The sequence below is a fragment of the Citrobacter sp. wls757 genome, assembly GCF_005280935.1.
Taxonomy (GTDB): domain Bacteria; phylum Pseudomonadota; class Gammaproteobacteria; order Enterobacterales; family Enterobacteriaceae; genus Citrobacter; species Citrobacter portucalensis.
The window spans coordinates 155353-173160 of record NZ_SZWU01000020.1 but is presented as its reverse complement, the minus strand read 5'-3'; the positions used below and the strand labels follow the sequence as shown (position 1 = coordinate 173160).

Below are 17808 nucleotides of genomic sequence, written 5' to 3'. Positions count from 1 at the left end.
GTTGGATCGCTCATTATTTGACTACGTTATAAATGACCCGTTGTGAGCGACTCCAGTTATCGCCAATCGCAATATTGGGTTCATGGTTTTCTTGTTTTACGCAGTAGTTCTTAACCAGGCTTTTTAACTCTGCCTCGTTGAGTGTGCCGAACATCAGACGCGTATTCAGTTCTTTCAATAACACATCATGGAGTGAATAAGTGGTCGGTCTTTGCAGTGAAAATTGCGCCGCGTCAGCCAGTAACTCACGCGCATTATCGGCCATCAGACGGCGCTCACAGCGACCTGCAGGTTCATTTTTGGCCATTTCTTCATCGTAAGCTTTCTTCTGGGCTTTCTCAAAATTAAGCGCTCTGTCCAGTTCCGCTTTAATACCCTGAACATCCTTGGCAGAAGAACAGAATGTTTTTAAATAACGAATCTGTATGGGGGTCAGCGTGCCATTGTGGTCCGCTTGCTGACGTAATTTACCGGCCATTCTGAGGCAGCCGTTTTTTTCATCCATCAACGACGCTGATTGTAATAGGGCATTCAACGTTTCCTGGCGATCTTCCTGTAATGCGGCTTCGGCATAATACAGTTTCCAGCGCATGCCTCCGGCAAGAAACAGATTGACAACCTGGGTATCACCGCGATCGATAGCGGCGCGAAGATTTTTTTCATCCCAGGCAATGCCGATATTCGCCAGTTCTTTACGCGGATCGTTACTGGTTTCTTTTTTCGCCCCAGCAACCGTTTTACCCACTTCCCCGAGATCGCTACGGATGGACTCCGTATTCACCAGCGTCTTGGTTGAGGTTCCGAAAGTCAGTACTGAGCCAACAATAATGACGACGATACCGCCCAGCACCCAGGCTACTCGATTGCGAATGATGCGCGTATCAATTTTGATTTTTCCAATATCCTGAGCCTGAGCCACCAGATCATCCTTTATTTCCTGAACGTCACCGCCGAGATTTTCAATTTTTTGGGCTGTCTGTTCGAAATAGTGAGCAACCTCAGCATTGCTGTCATCAAAAAAGCGATCAGGGTTAACTTTTACCCGGCCTTCGTCGAAGGCCTCCTGTACCGGCTCAGTAATTTCTTGGTAATAGTAATTCATCAATGTTGTTTGGACGGAGGTTACCCGCTTATGATGCGCCAGACGGTTGCGAATTACGCGAATATCGTCAAGAAAGGTATTCAGTGTTCTACGTTTATCGTTAACAAAGCTGAGCAAAGGGGTATATTGATAAAGTGGAGAGTAGTGGATGGGATATTCGTCTTTATCAATAAATAGTGAGGCGAGTTCACTGAAAAGGGTACCGCTCAATACGTCATCACGATCGGCAACGTTGAGCCATTTTTTTACACGTTCCTGACCAAATAGTTTGTTTAGGTGCTCAAGTAGGGCTTGTTGGTTATTGTACGCTTCATTAATTAAACTACGAATGGTCAGCTCTAATGCTCGTACCTGCTGCAAACTACGTAACTGCTTTTCTTCGCCTTCGTTATGCAGCATCGTTGAATAAGTTAATTGAGGCTGTTTTTCTCGCAAATATTCGAGCTGCCACAAAAAACGCAACGCGGCAATGGTCAGATTTCTGTCGGCAGGCTGGCCATCTGTATTTCTGCCGAGCCATTTGTTCAAGGTGCGTAATGCCGCAAGAAAGCTCGCCATTTCCTGCTCATTATAGTTAAACCGGGCCGCTACACTGCTCCAGTTGCCCAATCTCTCTCGGGCTTTATCAAGTGAATAATAAAACGTATCAGGCGAAAGTTGCGTGGGGGCTGGCATACCCAGCAGGGATAAGATTTGTGGAAATGCGCTGTCGAAAAGAGACAGGCAACGAGTAAAATCGTTGTGCTCAGAAGCAGATGAATGATCGACCATTATATTCTCACGTGGTTATTCGCTGAGTTTTCCCGGCCCGATCTAATCGCACTGTGTCAGGCAACTTTCCCTGCAGCCAGAATGCCATAATTCGACAATTATTCGGGATTTTTAATCAGTTCGTCAATATATATGGGGGGCGTAATATTGGTAGTAGACATTGCAACCAATAATGCGTTGCTATGGGTTCTTAACGCAAATTATGGTTGCAGCGATGGAATTTAATGTTTATTGGCTAACAAAATGCGCAGATATTGGGTAAGTAAAACGCAGAAAGCGGGGCAGATGAATCAGGCTACTACACGCCAATAATGCCACAAATAATGCAGCATTATTGGCGTAACTCACGACTGGCGTTTATCGTCGGTCAAAAACGTTGGTGTATCTGCCGTCGTATTAGCCCGGATAAATTCCGCGATCTTTACGTGCCAGCAGAATGCGTTCGCAGGCAACAATGTAGGCTGCGGTACGCAGGGAGCAGGATTTCTCAGCTGCTTTTTCCCATACGTGCACCATTGCATCAGTCATGATTTTGTCCATGCGATTATTGATCTCTTCTTCACTCCAGAAGAAGCTTGCCATGTCCTGGACCCATTCGAAGTAGCTGACGGTTACGCCGCCTGCGTTACATACGACGTCAGGTACCACGATGATACCGCGGCTTGCCAGCATATCATCGGCATCCGGGTAAGTCGGGCCGTTAGCGCCCTCAAGTACCAGTTTGCAGGTCAGTATTTCTGCACGCTGACGGGTAATCTGTCCTTCCAGCGCGGCAGGGATCAGGATATCCATCTCCACGCTCCAGAAGGCTTCGCTGGCGATGGTTTCAGCGCCTGGGAAACCGGCAATCTGTTTGTGCTCTAACTGCCAGGCAGACAGCGCGGTCATGTCGATACCCGTGGAGTTAAACAGCGTTGCGGTGTGATCCTGAATAGCGACGACACGCGCACCCGCTGCGGCGAACAGGCGGGCGGCTTCGCTGCCGACGTTACCGAAACCTTGTACCGCCACGCGAGCGCCTTCAACTTCAATGTTTGCACGACGCGCGACTTCCAGACCACTGACGAAAACGCCGCGACCGGTGGCTTTATCACGGCCTAACGAGCCGCCGAGGTGAATAGGTTTACCGGTGACCACACTGGTCACGGTGGTGCCGTGGTTCATGGAGTAGGTATCCATCATCCAGGCCATGACTTTTCCGTTCGTACCTACATCCGGCGCAGGAATGTCTTTCTGCGGCCCAATGATAATGCCGATTTCGCTGGTATAACGGCGGGTTAAACGCTCCAGTTCACCTTCAGAAAGTGAGAACGGATCGACGCGCACACCGCCTTTGGCTCCGCCGTACGGCAGGTTCAACGCTGCGCATTTGATGGTCATCCATGCAGACAGGGCCATCACTTCATTAAGATCAACATCAGGATGATAACGCACACCGCCTTTGCCCGGACCGCGGGAGAGGTTATGTTGCACGCGATACCCTTCAAAATGACGGATAGTGCCGTCATCCATCTGCACCGGGATATCGACAATCAGCGCGCGTTTTGGGTGGCGCAGGGTATCCACCCAATGGGAAAGTTCGCCCAGGTAAGGGGCCACACGCTCGATTTGTTGCAGGTAGGTATTCCAGGCAGATGTGCTGCTATCTGAAGCGTAAGATAACTTATCCATGATAAACCTTAGTTATAAAAGTAATATGTTCTTAATTTGGCCGTGGTATACAGTGAATCTCACCATATAAACCTAAATTTAACATTTTTTTCATAGAACAGCCTGCCTGGCTAACACGGATTATCGGTATGAGTAGTGTGGGTTTTGGCTTGGTAGTGAATAGTTATTCTTTATTTTGGCTGTCATCGCGGTTGTTTTGCGGTTTATGTAGCTTAATATGCATAACTTGTAAAAATCGCAATTTGTCAGATTTATGACGCACCTCTAAAAGTAAATAATATGATAATAAAATGTGTTTGCTTTATTGCTGTTAAGCTGGGCGTCAGTAGGTCACGGCGATGGTGACAGTATCGGCATAGTTGTCTGGCGTGTAGTTCGCGCTGGGAACGGTGGCGTAAACCGGGTAGGTAGTCGTTGTCCCCGTGCCGTTGCCTGCAACGGTATTAAGCGCAGTATTGCCCCAGATCGTACCGGAAGGACCTGGCGTCGAACTAAGCTGGTAGGGGACTTTATCCGTATTTGACCCCGTGCCTGCCATCACGCCGCTGCCTGCCGTATTGCCGTTGGAGGGTTGAAGTCCGATGGTGTAAGGGGTGTTATTAGAGCAGGCTACGCCTACGTTATTTGACGCCGTGAGATTACGACCCGTTCCGCTGGTGGGAGCAAAGCTGATGTTAGTCGCGGAGGTGATATTACACTGTTTGCTGACAGCAGCTGTGACGGTGAAAGGAAACCTGGCGGCAACGGTATCACCACAGGTGGTCGGTGGGAAAAGCAATCCAGGATTAAGGGTGACAAGGGCTGTCGCCGCCGTATAGCTATCCTGATAGTTTCCGGGGACGGCGGCGATTTGTGGCGTGACGATCTGCGCCGATACCGTGAGTGAACCCGTCACTGGCGTCAGATTCAGCAGGTTAAGCTGTACCATCGGAAAAGTGGTTCCGGTCAGGTATTGGCTCCCCCAAATTTTGCTGTGTCCGGGATCCTGGTAAAGCTGGTATGCCAGCGTTCTGGCGGGGTTTCCGCTTAACGACATATTTCGCGGTGTCACCTGGCCACTGACGGCCGAGGCGCCAATATTAAAACAGAGATTGATCCCTGCCAGCACGTCACCAAGCTCTTTGGAGCAAGTGTAACTGAATGTCATTGATGACGTTGCGCCTGTCGCAGACAGTGGATTGACCGAACCTAAATTTATGGCTTGCACATTGCTCACCGAACAGGTTACCGCATGGCTAATTGCCGGACAAAAAAGTACGGCAGCGATGAGTAGCAGATGTCTTAACCTCATGAGCGCACTCCTGTTAGTGTGGGCGACAAACCAGTGGTCCTATTTGCACAATCCCCTTTGCTGACGCGGGATAGTCAAATTGCACGCGACAACTACCGATGTCCGTATCAACGCGCAGCGTGTTGTGCTGCTCCAGGGTGTCGAACCATGTCATTCCATCAAAGCCAACGACAGACGATTGTCCTTTTCCGTTGATGGCGTAAGCCATGCTGCCTTCAGGAATTGGCTTACCCTGATTATCGACGAGGATAATCTGCGCAGCGCGGACGGGGGTGATGCCAAAGCTAACCAAAGTACCGGAACGATCGGCTGGCGTGGCATTCGTCTCAACGCGTGCGATCCGCATATTGGCAGGGAGATCCATCGGGTCAATACTGATCAGGTTTTTTTGATAACTGTTAAGCGGTGTGACCAGCAGTAGTCCCTGGTCATCGCTGCGACCAATCAGGTTATTTTGCAATTTGACCGGAACATCAGGCACGCCGTCAGTTGAGACGACGGCAAAACCATTATTGATTTCTCTTGCTGCAAACAGGCCGCCTCCCATGGTCACCAGCGATCCGGTTGCGCCTGCATAACCGTAATGGTTATCCGGTAAACGGCTGAATCCCGCGTACGCTTTACCATAACGTCCCAGATATCCCACTTCGCCCTGGCCACTTTGCCGGGAAGCCTGCTGACTGGCAGCCAGATTCCAGCCCCAGCCGCCGTCGGCAGGGGGCGTCAGGCTGGCGTTGAGCTGGTAACCGGTTTCGTCGTTGGTACGTTGTAGGGTGCTGCTGGCGCTCAGATTGTTGTCGGTCGTGATGGTCACCATCAAATAGAGACTGCGATCGCGGTTGTCGTCAATGTTCTGGTTGAATCCGGCATTGAGTGAGATGTTGTCGGTGAGAGATTTAAACCAGCTGGCATTGGCGTAGCGCACCGCATTTTCGTGTGGATAACGAAACTGCAAATAGCTCAGGCTGACATTTCCAACTGCTTCCAGCGAATAGCCAATGACAGTGTTGCTGTTAAGCGTGGGGGGCGGCTCACCGTAATGGGTGGCGACATCGCGATAATCGCCGGAAGTTGCCGTGGTACTGGTACTGAAATTAAACCGTTCGCCGGACCAACGGTAACCAAAACTGTACAAAAACCCGTTCTTTCCTGAGTCGGTACTTGCGGCAAGTGAGGTCGAAAACGTGCCGCTGCGGGTTCCTGGGATCCAGTCGTTACTGAAGCCCGCGTTAATCAGTCCATCGCTGGTTTCCGCGTGAGTCCCGGCGGTGAACGTATTGCTAAACCCGCGACGCCACGTAGCGTTCAATACTGGTGCGCTGGCATAATCAAAAGAGGAGTAACCATAATTTTCGCGTACCGTGCCTAATTCTGCCGACCAGGCGGTTAATCCTTCCCGCAGGAGTTGCTGATCGTTGTAGAACGAGAAATTTTGTACGCTCGTTCTGCCCAACGCATCTGTCATCATCACCTGACCCGTTCCCGCGCCGCTGATGTTAGGCATTGTGTTGATCTGAAAGCTACCTGCGGGGACTTCTCCGTTGTAGTACCTGACGCCGTCGACGTACAGCTCAACGTTTGACGGTAACGTCGCGGATCCCAGATATGCTGGAAGCGGGGTGGTTGGCATATAGGGCTGTAACCCAAAATCGGTGCCTATCTGAATGCCGCCGATTCGCGTCGGTCGGGACCAGATGAGTGAACTAGTCAGGGTATCGCCCACGGTTAACGCCAACATCGAATCAGGAAATGACGTACGCCAGCTGGTGTCGAGGCGCTCAACGCTGTTATCGGCATATTCCTCGGTAGAGTACTGCGTCAACTGAGTGGTGCTGAGCACGCCGGTCGCATTGAAGGCGCGAATTTCGCTGAAGGTATTGATTGCGCTTTCATCCCCCTGTTGCGTATAGATATCATAATTGAGCAGCGCCCCGCGTGATGTTGTTGCCGTTGGCGCGGTTTCGGTGGGCGAGTTAAGCTGCGTGGTCGCAAGATCGAGTGAACTGAGCGGCGCAGTAAGCGAGAGCGTTTGCAACTGAACGTTGTAGTCAATGGTTAGCTGGGGGATATCGTTCAGGCAGACGGCGTTAGTGGCGTCTGGAGCAAAGCGAAAGCCCATTTTACGCAGAGTATCTGCTCCTGCATAAAGCTTTCCATTATCGTAGCCAAAATGAACCAGCCCAACGGGATTCCCATTTAAGGTGACGTCGAGATACAAATCGACTCCCGTAATCTGCGAGGCGCTATTAATAACACCATTTTCGTTCTGGTTATTATTCAGCGTTTGTGCGCAAACCATTCCCGATATTAATACTCCATTGAGAAAGCAATATTTCACCAGAAGCCAGGATCTGTTACAGATCTTGTACTGTTTTTTGGCCATTGATTGTGACTTCAACTTTCCCGCCGTAATGATTATTCCTGGCTGACGGGGAAACTATCCAGCGCATTGTTGATCCGGGTAAAACGTAGCCTAATAGTCCGGGTGTAATGACTTTTTTAGTACCGTCAGGGCTTATAAATGTTGCAGCAGATAACTGTGCATGCCCATTTCCCTGATTACTGACTTCAATAAATTTTTTGCCATCCAGCTGCTGTAATTTCCATTGCAGTTTTGCCTGCGTTTGTGCCGCTGATGTTGGTTGAATGAAAACGGGAACAGAATAATGCAGCACAAACTGAAGCTTGTTTTTTTCTACTTTTGCAGGCGGTAACTCATCTATCGACAAACGATAAGCGTCTTCGGCATGTGCCGAGGGAGGGCTTGTACGAATAACGCGTATCAGCTGTCGTTCTCCAGGGGCCAATGCCAACATCGGCGGGCTAATCACCAGCCCCTGAGAGGGGGAGAGTTTGTCGTCATAAGCGCTTTGACTCCAGCGAAAAACCCGAACCTGGGCATTGAGCACATTTTCACCCGCGTTACTCAGCCAGATACCATCGGCATTTTGCGTCGCTTGCAACGTTAACGTGACCGGGGCTATTTGCAGTCCGCTGGCGGTGGCAAGATTGACGCTCGCAACCATCCCTAGCAGGCATGCGCAGGCACACTGCTTTACAGGCAGTTTTACTCTCATATGGCTTCCTGAAGTTAGTAGTTAACGTTAACCGTTACCGTGTCGGCATAGTCGTCAGGAGTGAAGTTGGCGCTCGGTGCGGTGGCATAAACAGTATACGTTTGCGCCAGACCTGTACCCGTCGCCGCTACCCCATTTCCAGGTGCGGTGTCGGTGGCGGTATTCCCCCACACCGGACCTGTTGCTGATGTACGATTTAGCTGATAGGGCACTTTGTCGGTATTGGTGGCAGCGTTAGCTACGGAGGACATGGCGCCAGATCCTGTTGTCGTCCCTCCATTGGCAGCCGACGGTGCCAGACCGATAAAATAGGGCGTGGTTTTTGAGCAATTAATTGAAATAGTGTTGCTTGCACTGGTATTTGTCGCCGTGGTATTCACCGGACCAAGTGTAATATTTGAAGCCGAACCGGCAGTCACGGTACAGGCCTTTTGAATCGTCATCAGCACCTGAAATGTTCCGTTAACGGTTGCTGCATTTGCCACAGAAATAATGGAAAAGGCGCAGCAACAAAGAATTAAGCGTTTGTCTAAGACTAGAGCCATATCCTTTACCTTTTTCAAATAACCACATTTATTACTTTAGAAAAACAATAATGTGGCACAAGAAGACATAATTTAACCCTAGAATAAGTATTAGACGTACGCCAGTTGATCTAATGAATTTTACTTAGGAAAAAGGTGATGTCGTCTGCAAAAAAATAATACCAATGGGTTAGTATATTGTTTTATTTTTATGCTATGGCCGGGGTTAAGTCAGGAGGATAGAGGGCAACATATTCCTTGGGTGGTACTCAAAATAACCAGCCAAAAAATGAGAGTTGTATGATTTATCTTACACGTATTACGTGTAGGCTACGGGCTGTGGAAAATGACCTTATAACCTTGTTCATTCCAGTGTTGGAGCAGTTCATTTTGTCTGCGGGTTGGCGTAATACCGGTCCAGACAAAAAGGGTTTGCCCAGGGAAAAGTTCAGGTCTTGGCGATTCAATGGGTTCAGCCAGAACGGCAATATGCCAACCAGATTGCGATAAGCGCCAGGCTTCGAGCCACAGACGGGTTCTGTCTTCAACATCCCAGGCCATCAGGAGGGCATCCTTTCCTGACTTGCGCCGCGTTTCAGACAGCAGTGTGGCAACATATTCAATCAATGCGCCATCAAGCATGCTGTTCATTATGCGGGATGTATTATGGTCAAGTATCAGCCGTTGACGTACGGGAAGATAAACGTGATCGATCAGCGCATCTACGGGGTGAACGCGACCGAGTGCAGTAATTTTGGCTCGCAGCTTCGGTGGATGCGCCATGCGAAGAATGCTCATCATCTCTTCTTGTAATTGATTCCAGTCGTCGTCAGCTTGACGGGTACTGGTTTCCAGCAATGCCTTAACTTTCCCAACAGGTATGCCATTGCTAATCCAACGTTTTATTTCTTCAATACGCTGAATATCTTCTTCATCAAAGAGTCGGTGGCCACCTTCACTGCGTTGAGGTTTGAGTAAACCGTAACGTCGTTGCCATGCCCGAAGGGTGACAGGATTTATCCCGCAACGTTCTGCGACATCCCCAATGCTGTAATAAGCCATAGTTCCCCCGGACACTCCTGATTCTCCGTCACCGATATGCGGTTCCTGTTACTTTGTACAACATGCATCAAATTGTACAAAACATACAGAGGATTCTAGCAAAATTAAGATTTACTTTACTATCACGCAGGGAGTAAATGCTGAATTTTTATGTTCAGCATGAGGGCGGTTGTTGTGATTGTTTATTTATAACAATGCGTTAGTTATTTTGACGCTGAGAAATCATTTTTCTCTGGCCATGCAACAGACGGAATACCATTCAGGCAGGCTTGTGCAAAAAGGTTACCCTGGAAGATTTCAATACCTGCGGACTCAAGCCACATCCACTCTTCAGGTTTTTCAACGCCGACTGCGGAAATCATGATTTCCAGTGAAGTGCAACATTTGATAATTGCCTGAATGATGGCCTGTCTTGGTCCACTTTTATGCACATCCGTGATCAGCTCGCGGCTTATCTTAATTCGGTCGGGTTGAAAACGAGACAGAAGCTGAAGCCCGGCAAAACCTGCCCCAAAATGATCTATCGCCACACAGATCCCCGCGGCCTTGAGTGACTTTACGGCCTGCGCGAACGTATCAAAGCGCGATATAACTTCGCTTTCGGTAAACTCTACAATGATTTGTTCAGGCACCAGTCCGTGCGCCGCGATTTCGTTTATCAGAAAGCTGACTGCATTGGGTTTGTTTACCAGGGTCATAGGGAGCAGATTGACTGACAGCATTTTGTCGTTAAGTCCCAGCGCGCTTGCCATTGCAAAAGCAGTCTTTTTGCTCTGCAGATCCGCGGTATACAGTTCTTCAGGAGTTAAGTTGCCAAAATAAGTTGCGGGCGTTTCACCGTCTCTACCACGAATAAGTGCTTCCAGAGCAATGACGCGCTGCGACATAGGATCGATAATGGGTTGAAAAGCAAAGCTGAAATCGATATTGGACTGGAGTGTACTTCCATCCAGGAGAGTACAAGAGTTGTCGGCAATAAAACTCCAGTAATCAGGCGCAGGTATTTCAAAATAACTCGATTTTTCCGTCGCAAGGACAAATGTGCGGAAAAACTGTAATGCCCGGTCATCATAGGTGAGCTGAAATTTTGATGTTCCCTTGTTAAGTACCGCTTGCAGGACGTCATTGCGTTCATGTTTTTGTAAATCAAATAACTCCATTCCCACCTTTCCGAATCTTCTCGCAGGTGCGTAATCACACATCAGCTCAACGATATTGTGGTGCCGTGGGTCGTTACATATACAACGATAAATCTCTTTTACCTGCTCCTCAGGTCCTTCAAGCAGTTGGAAAAAGTGGCGGCCATTAAAGAGTAAAATCCCCGTAACATCGGATCGCCGGTTTTTTAGATTTGCGGCTGTCACCATATCCTCAAGCGCTCTGAGGGGGGCGTCATCACGTAGATGGCTACGGTAAATAATGGTCGTGAGCATGGACAGTCCGGGATCAAGGGAAGGGAAGAGATATGGACAGTATCAAACAAACCAGCTTATGTCCTGATTTTAATACATTGTTCTAACTTTATTTTTACAAACAAAGACCCTTAAACAGATCGAATTCATTCGTTAAACGAAGTGGATTGTACAGATGAATTTGATTTTATGTAGTTTGGTGTTTATCTAACTTACTGATTGTATTGATTTAGCACTTTTTGATAAAAATTGATGGTTAGCGTTGTACACATTTTTGGTACAACTTTGCTACTGTTATAAAACTTAATATTCACCAGCATTTTGTTACAGGAGCATGACATGCAGCAGCATACCGTTCGCACTGATACTGCAAGCGCGATTTCTCGTTACTTTGCGAAGGCGCATCTGCCAACTCAACAGGAAACATTGGGAGAAATCGTCACTGAGATACTCAAGGATGGACGAAATCTGAACCGCAAATCACTTTGCACCAAGCTTCTGTGTCGTCTTGAAAAAGCATCTGGGGAGAAAGAACAGAAACATTACAATGCGTTAATTGGTCTGCTTTTTGAATAAAATAAACCCCTTACTTATAGGGGTAAGTAGTGAAGGAGTTATGAAGAAAACTGATAGTGAACGCCTGAAACATGAAATTACAGGTTTGGCTGTGCTAGAAATTTTGCGAATGCATACAGACGTTTCGTTAGCCGCAGTGATTAAGCAATTGCGACTTATGCAGGCCAGTGAAATAGATGGCACACGCAAGCAATTAATTGACAGCGTTATCAATGATTTTACAAACATTAATCCGGGGAAGATAAGTAGAAAACCGGATAAAACCAGAGATGAGAGTGCTTTCAGTGCCAGCAAAAACCCTAAATTACATTAAAGATAATCTTCCAGACTATACAAGCGAGGTTACCATGCTTCATGAAATTAATGTCCACAGTGTAATGACGGATAAAGCTTTATCAAGTTACTTCCATAATGCAGGTGAGCTATTAGCAGATGAGTCTGTGGTATTGGGACAGGCGGTAACAAATGTAATTCTGGCAGGTGATAATGTTAATAATAAAAACATCATTTTAAGCCTGATTAGTTCTCTGGAATCAACAGTTGACGTTGTCCAGGCAGATGTTATCAGAAAAACCCTGGAAATAGTGCTGCGCTACACAGCTGACGACGTCTAAAAGTCTTCATGTTAATATAATATGTACAGTACCTTTGTTATATGCTGAAAGCACTCATGCTGAGCATTTTTTTGATTAAGACTATACATAGCACCCTCTCTAGAACAATTGTGATTTTTCATTGAGGCCATAATGATGAACATCGTTCAGGAACACACTGGAAACGCAGAGTTATGGATTGATGATATTTTTATCAGGCAAGGGCTAAAGAATATTCTTGCAGATATTGTTTTCGAAGATGATAAGACGCATCTGGTTTTTTTCACCGCCAATCACTTTGAGGCGGTAAAAAGGCAAAATTACGATCTGAAAACGCATCGTCTGGTACTGCTGATTGATGGTCATCTGTACAGATATCTCAATGATTTATCACTTTACAGACTGCCAATAGATGTTAGCGTTGCCACATTCAAACAATTTATTATTGATATTACTCGTTCTGGCGGTATACACGACAATCAGTCAGAACTAAATATTTCGCTGACTGCGCGAGATAAATATATTCTAACGCAGTTAGGAGAAGGTCGAACTATTTTTGAGATATCCGCCTTGTTAAATCTACATTTGAAAACGATTTACCAGGCCAGGCAGAATCTGATCAAGAAGCTTGGTTGTTCTGGGCTGATTGATTTTCAGGGAATACTGCGAGCGAAAATATTCCGCAACTGGCTGGAACATGCCTGAATAAATCGACAGTTCGTACTTACTTTTGGGGGATACGACAGGGCCAATGGCCCTGTCCGATATATTTTAAACTTCGCTACTCTGTCACCAGTTCATTTCCCATCTTCTGCTGATGATGTTTTTTGCTCAACGAGAAGTAGCCAAATATTAGCGTTATTACCACAATGCTGGCCATAATCAGGAAGATTTCCTGATAGCCCACTTTATCAAACAACTTACCGACAGGCAGTGACAGCACAATAATGCCAATGGAACTGGCGATATTGAAGCCAATAAGATATATCGTTGATGACAGGCGTTTATCAAAATTTGCTACGCTGAATTTAAACACTGAAATAACAAACAGTGGGACTTCCAGCGCATGAAGCATTTTAATCAAGGAGATAATATAGATATCGGTGAAAAGTGCTGAACCCAGGATTCGACAGGTCATGATTGTGCCACCCAGCAGCAATGCGGATTTAGGCCCGATGCGGTTAATCAGGAATGGAACCAGCGCCATACCGACGGCTTCCATAAAGACCTGTACCGAGTTGAGGTAGCCGTATACGCGTGGTGCCAGTTCGGGATCGTCAAATAAGCTGGCGTAAAACACCGGGAACATCTGCTGATCGTAGATGCTATAGAACGACCAGGTACCGACGACAAAGATAACGAAAAACCAGAACTGCGTATCTTTAAAGATAGTGAGAAAATCCTTTCGGGTCAGCGCGTCGGGTTCAGGAGAACGCGTTTTTACAGAAGATGGGGCGGGTGAGTTGGTTTTGAACAACACGTTAATCAACAGGAATAACACCCCCATTACCGATACGCACCAGAAGTTAATGTGTGGGTTGATGCTGAAGAAGATACCGCCAACAAATGTCCCTGCGGCGTAGCCAAGCGATCCCCACAAGCGGGCGGTGCCGAATTCAAAGTTGAATTTGCGGCTCACTTTTTCGACGAAGCTTTCTACCAGACCACAACCCGCGAGGTAGCCAAGGCCAAAGAAAATGGCTCCCAGCGCCATACCAAGTTTGAAGTTGGAGGTCAGCAGCGGTTCGTAAACATAAATCAGGAACGGGCCGCTGAGCGTGATGACTATCCCCATCAGCCAGATAAGGTGTTTACGGGTGCCGAGCTTATCCTGCAGAAAACCGTAGACCAGCATAAACAGCATGCTAAAGAACTGGTTTACGGCATACAGCATTCCCAGTTCCGTTCCGGACAGGCCAAGTTTATTTTTTAGCCATATCGCATAAAAAGACCACCACAACGACCAGGCGGCAAAGAAAAAAAGCAGATACCCGGACGAGTACCGATATTTGTCATTACTGAACGGCATATTTATCTTCATGATTTTTCCAATCCAGATCAGGTCATTGTAAGGTCTTTCTGATACGACGTAACGAGTGCGCTTTATTACGGGGTAATCGTTCTCCGTAGCGACGGTTGTGACTGAATAAAGCTGCTCAGGTGTTGGCTGTCGGGAAACGCGCTTAGCGCGCCACGCCGGGTGGTCGCCAGAGCACCACAAGCGCTGGCCTGCTCGATAAGTGGAAGTAGCGTTGACGTCGATTTGGGCCAGCCCTCCTCGGCGAGTGCCGCCAGCAGCCCGGCCATAAAGGCGTCACCGGCGCCGGTGGTATCGATACTTTCGACGTTATAGCCGCTTAAAGTTAGCCTGCTGTTTTGCCAGAAAGCGATAGCGCCGTCGGCACCGCGGGTGACGATTTTCAGGCGTGCAGGAAAATCAACCAGACGTTCGCAGGCGCTACTGAGACAGTTGGTCTGCGTTAGCCACAGCAGTTCTTCTTCCGACATCTTCAGAATGTCGCTCTGCCGGGCAAACTCGTTGACAAGGTCAAACATCTGCATCTCGTTGCTCCACATCTGCGGACGCAGATTGATGTCAAAGCTCAGAGTGCCGCCGGTCTGCCGCAATGCGGCCATAGCCTGGGCGAGGGTGGCGCGGCAGTCAGGGGCAACCAGCGCCAGCGAGCAGAAGTGCAGAATATCGGCGCCAAAGTCGGGCAGGCTCGCCGGGCTGAGAAATTGATCGGCAGGCGGATTGACCAAAAACTCAAACTGCCGCTCGCCGTTGGGAGCCAGTGAAACCAGTACGGTACTGGTGTGCTGATGTGCATCAAACTCCAGACTTCCTGTATCCACCTGCGCTGTTTCCAGCGTCTGATGCAGAAATCGACCAAAAGTGTCATTGCCCACACGGCCAATAAAACCGCTGGCGCGGCCAAGGCGAGCCACGCCGATTGCCACATTGAAGGGAGCGCCTCCCGCGCAGGCTTCAAACTGCATATTGTCGCGCGGCAATAAATCCACCACAGCGTCTCCGAGCGTCCAGATAGTCATTATTTTTCCCCAAAGCAGTAGGACGGGTGTTTATTTGGCGCTGAGCGGCCAGGCATGCCCTTGATTAAAAATGGCGCGTCCGTTCAGGCTGAATAAGGTCAGTTGGCGATCGTCCGGTTCAGGATAAATACGACTGCTAAGGGTATATTCACCGTGATTGACAAATACCTCTACCGAGGAGCTGTCGATAAATAAGCGCAGATCCAGCCGGTCACCAACTGGCAGCGGCACGCTGCGATAACCAGAGAGACCATGCTGCGGGTAGCGACGATCCAGCACCAGACGCTGTGCCTGAGCATCGACGTAGACCCGTAGTCCATCACCCAGCGCGATACCATATTCTTCAGCACTGCTGCGGGCGATATCGATGCTCAGTTCGACTTCAATAGCGTGCGCCTGCTCCTCTACCATCAGGATGCGATTGTGCAGTTCGCTGACCGGCCAGACATGAAGCTCACCGCGTAATAATTCCAGCTCTTTCACCGGGTTCATACGCAGCCGCTGATCGGTATCGAGCGTCACCTCGCGGGGGAGGGTAAGCATGCCCGCCCAGCCGTCGGCTTGTTCTGGCATTGGCGATTCCCACATCGACAGCCAGCCAATCACGATGCGGCGCCCATCCGGGGTGGTAAATGACTGGGGGGCGTAAAAATCATGCCCGTGATCCATCTCCTGGAAGGCGTGGGTGACGTGAAAATGGAGATTATCCTGCCATTCGCCGACCATATAGCCGCTCTGGAACAGGTTACGGTAATCGTATCCGTCTGCGGCGATGCCCTGCGGCGAGAACATGAAGACGAGCTTATCGTTGAGTGGGAAGAGGTCTGGGCACTCCCACATGTAGCCCATGCCGTCATCGGCCCTGCCGAGCGTGCTGGCAAACTGCCAGTGCTGTAGATCTTGCGAGCGATAGAGCTGCACTTCGCCCACGTCATCGACCCGGGCGCCCACCACCATGTACCAGTTGTCTCCCTCTTGCCAGACTTTCGGATCGCGAAAATGGTGTACGCCTCGCGGGGTATCCAGAATCATGCCCTGGCGTTCAAAGTGAATCCCGTCGGTGCTGGTGGCCAGGCACTGTACCTGATACAGGTTTTCCTCTTTCGCCTCGCCGTCAAACTTGTGTCCGGTGTAGATCAGGGCCAGCTTATTACCTTCAACCACCGCTGAACCGGAAAAACAGCCGTCTTTATCTTCCGGCCCTTCTGGTGCCAGTGCGATGGGTAAGTGCTCCCAGTTCACCATATCGCGGCTGCGCGCATGGCCCCAGTGCATTGGTCCCCAGACCGGCTGCCACGGATAGTGCTGATAGAACGCATGGTAGTAACCATCGAACCAGGACAGACCGTTGGGATCGTTCATCCAACCCGCTGGTGGCGCCAGGTGATAGCGTGGATACCAGCGCGGGTTTACAAGGTCTTTCTGCTGGCTTAAGGCTTCGTTGGCTTTGGAAAGTAGTGACGTCATTTGCTTGTCCCTGTAAGTGAATTGATCAAAAGATAACGTTAACATTCTCAGTTTTCTCGCAGATTTGATGGTAATATCGATGTTAATCACAAAAGTTAACGTTAACATTTTGCAGGTGTTATCGAGATCGCATTTTCAGACCCCGGCAAAGTGAACACCGGCGAAGGAGAGGGTATGGCATCTTTAAAGGATGTGGCGCAGCGGGCTAACGTCTCGTTAATGACCGTATCGCGGGCGATTAACGAGCCCGAACGGCTACGGCCTGAAACCTATAAAAAGGTGATGGAAGCGGTAGATGCTCTGGGGTATGTCTCCGATCTCTCCGCTAAAAAAATTCGTGGTGCGAAAACCACGGCTAACACGATTGGGGTGCTGGCGCTGGACACCATGACTACGCCATTTTCCGTGGAGATAACGCTCTCTATCGAAGAGACCGCGCGGGCACACGGTTGGAATAGCTTTGTGGTGAATATGTTCAGCAATGACAAGCCAGAGAAAATGGTTGATCTGCTGCTGGCGCATCGTCCGGACGGTATTATCTACACCGCGATGGGACTGCGCCAGGTACCTGTACCGGAAAAGCTGCATAAGTATCGCTGCGTGCTGGCGAACTGTGAAAGCACAAGCGGCCCTTTTCCCACCTATATTCCCGATGATGAACAAGGGCAATATCTTGGTGTGAAAGCGCTGCTGGCCGCAGGCTATCGTCGACTGCTGTGCATCCACCTACCGAAAGGAATTGTGGCGACCGATCGCCGTCGGGCGGGAATGGAGAGGGCTTGTCGTGAAGCAGGTGTCGACCCTGATGCAATGTTCCACCACTATCTTCCGCCGGGCGAGCGCCACCATATTGATGCGGCGGAGATTGCCGGGCATTACCTGAGCGGCGCGCGCCCGATGTTCGATGCGGTGGTGTGCGGTAACGACCGCGTGGCTTTTGTTATCTACCAGCTCTTGCTGGGGCGAGGGCTGCGCATTCCGCAGGACGTCGCTGTGCTGGGTTATGACAATATGGTGGGCACCGGCGAGCTATTTTTGCCGCCGCTCTCAACGGTACAGCTGCCGCACTATGAAATCGGTCGTCTTAGCGCGCTGCATCTTATCCAGGGGCTCGATCACCGGGATACCGTGCGGGTAGACAGCCCCTGGCTTCCGCGCGCCTCAATATGATTAACCTAGCTGCTTCGTTTCATCAACCGGAGGGATGT

16 protein-coding genes are annotated in these 17808 nt (G+C 49.2%); 5 read left to right on the top strand and 11 right to left on the bottom strand.

Features of this window, described 5'->3' with window-relative positions; all coding sequences use genetic code 11:
- Positions 1-13 precede the first annotated feature (13 nt).
- From FDW94_RS06790 to FDW94_RS06755, 8 genes are all read right to left on the bottom strand, one after another.
- Positions 14-1873 (bottom strand): STY4199 family HEPN domain-containing protein, encoded by a 1860-nt coding sequence (locus tag FDW94_RS06790; RefSeq protein WP_137377340.1) that lies wholly within the window; start codon positions 1871-1873, stop codon positions 14-16.
- A 396-nt stretch (positions 1874-2269) separates the two neighbouring features.
- A complete protein-coding gene (locus FDW94_RS06785; protein WP_032943729.1) occupies positions 2270-3544 on the bottom strand; it encodes a Glu/Leu/Phe/Val dehydrogenase in 1275 nt (424 codons plus the stop codon).
- Positions 3545-3866: 322 nt separating this feature from the next.
- Entirely contained in the window at positions 3867-4835 is a 969-nt protein-coding gene (locus FDW94_RS06780; protein WP_137377339.1) for a spore coat protein U domain-containing protein, read from the bottom strand.
- 13 nt (positions 4836-4848) lie between these two features.
- On the bottom strand, positions 4849-7134 hold the full coding sequence (locus FDW94_RS06775) for a fimbria/pilus outer membrane usher protein (RefSeq protein ID WP_137377338.1): 2286 nt from the start codon (positions 7132-7134) through the stop codon (positions 4849-4851).
- Between the two features lie 55 nt (positions 7135-7189).
- Complete coding sequence (locus FDW94_RS06770) at positions 7190-7912, bottom strand: molecular chaperone (RefSeq protein WP_003833508.1); 723 nt, start codon at positions 7910-7912, stop codon at positions 7190-7192.
- 14 nt (positions 7913-7926) lie between these two features.
- Positions 7927-8457 (bottom strand): spore coat protein U domain-containing protein, encoded by a 531-nt coding sequence (locus FDW94_RS06765; RefSeq protein WP_003833507.1) that lies wholly within the window; start codon positions 8455-8457, stop codon positions 7927-7929.
- 309 nt (positions 8458-8766) lie between these two features.
- Positions 8767-9498: a MerR family transcriptional regulator gene (locus FDW94_RS06760; protein ID WP_008784993.1), complete on the bottom strand. Its 732-nt coding sequence runs from the start codon at positions 9496-9498 to the stop codon at positions 8767-8769.
- Positions 9499-9701: 203 nt separating this feature from the next.
- Entirely contained in the window at positions 9702-10931 is a 1230-nt protein-coding gene (locus tag FDW94_RS06755; protein WP_137377337.1) for a diguanylate phosphodiesterase, read from the bottom strand.
- A gap of 318 nt (positions 10932-11249) precedes the next feature.
- Here FDW94_RS06755 and ycgZ point away from each other — a divergent pair, with 318 nt between their 5' ends.
- The 4 genes from ycgZ (at position 11250) to FDW94_RS06735 (ending at position 12784) form a co-directional block, all read left to right on the top strand.
- Positions 11250-11486 (top strand): regulatory protein YcgZ, encoded by a 237-nt coding sequence (ycgZ, locus tag FDW94_RS06750; RefSeq protein ID WP_003833500.1) that lies wholly within the window; start codon positions 11250-11252, stop codon positions 11484-11486.
- A gap of 40 nt (positions 11487-11526) precedes the next feature.
- Complete coding sequence (locus FDW94_RS06745; RefSeq protein ID WP_008784991.1) at positions 11527-11799, top strand: hypothetical protein; 273 nt, start codon at positions 11527-11529, stop codon at positions 11797-11799.
- Positions 11800-11833: 34 nt separating this feature from the next.
- Entirely contained in the window at positions 11834-12100 is a 267-nt protein-coding gene (locus tag FDW94_RS06740) for a biofilm development regulator YmgB/AriR family protein (RefSeq protein ID WP_008784990.1), read from the top strand.
- Positions 12101-12232: 132 nt separating this feature from the next.
- A complete protein-coding gene (locus tag FDW94_RS06735) occupies positions 12233-12784 on the top strand; it encodes a LuxR C-terminal-related transcriptional regulator (protein ID WP_071446225.1) in 552 nt (183 codons plus the stop codon).
- A gap of 76 nt (positions 12785-12860) precedes the next feature.
- On the opposite strand, the gene FDW94_RS06730 is transcribed toward FDW94_RS06735, so the two are convergent.
- From FDW94_RS06730 to FDW94_RS06720, 3 genes are all read right to left on the bottom strand, one after another.
- Positions 12861-14120 (bottom strand): MFS transporter, encoded by a 1260-nt coding sequence (locus FDW94_RS06730; RefSeq protein WP_071446227.1) that lies wholly within the window; start codon positions 14118-14120, stop codon positions 12861-12863.
- A gap of 65 nt (positions 14121-14185) precedes the next feature.
- The gene (locus tag FDW94_RS06725) at positions 14186-15133 is read right to left on the bottom strand and encodes an aminoimidazole riboside kinase (RefSeq protein ID WP_137377336.1); all 948 of its coding nucleotides are present in this window, start codon (positions 15131-15133) and stop codon (positions 14186-14188) included.
- Positions 15134-15163: 30 nt separating this feature from the next.
- Positions 15164-16600 (bottom strand): glycoside hydrolase family 32 protein, encoded by a 1437-nt coding sequence (locus tag FDW94_RS06720; RefSeq protein ID WP_137377335.1) that lies wholly within the window; start codon positions 16598-16600, stop codon positions 15164-15166.
- Positions 16601-16774: 174 nt separating this feature from the next.
- On the opposite strand from FDW94_RS06720, the gene FDW94_RS06715 reads away from it, so the two are divergent.
- Complete coding sequence (locus FDW94_RS06715) at positions 16775-17770, top strand: LacI family DNA-binding transcriptional regulator (protein WP_048216224.1); 996 nt, start codon at positions 16775-16777, stop codon at positions 17768-17770.
- Positions 17771-17808: the final 38 nt, after the last annotated feature.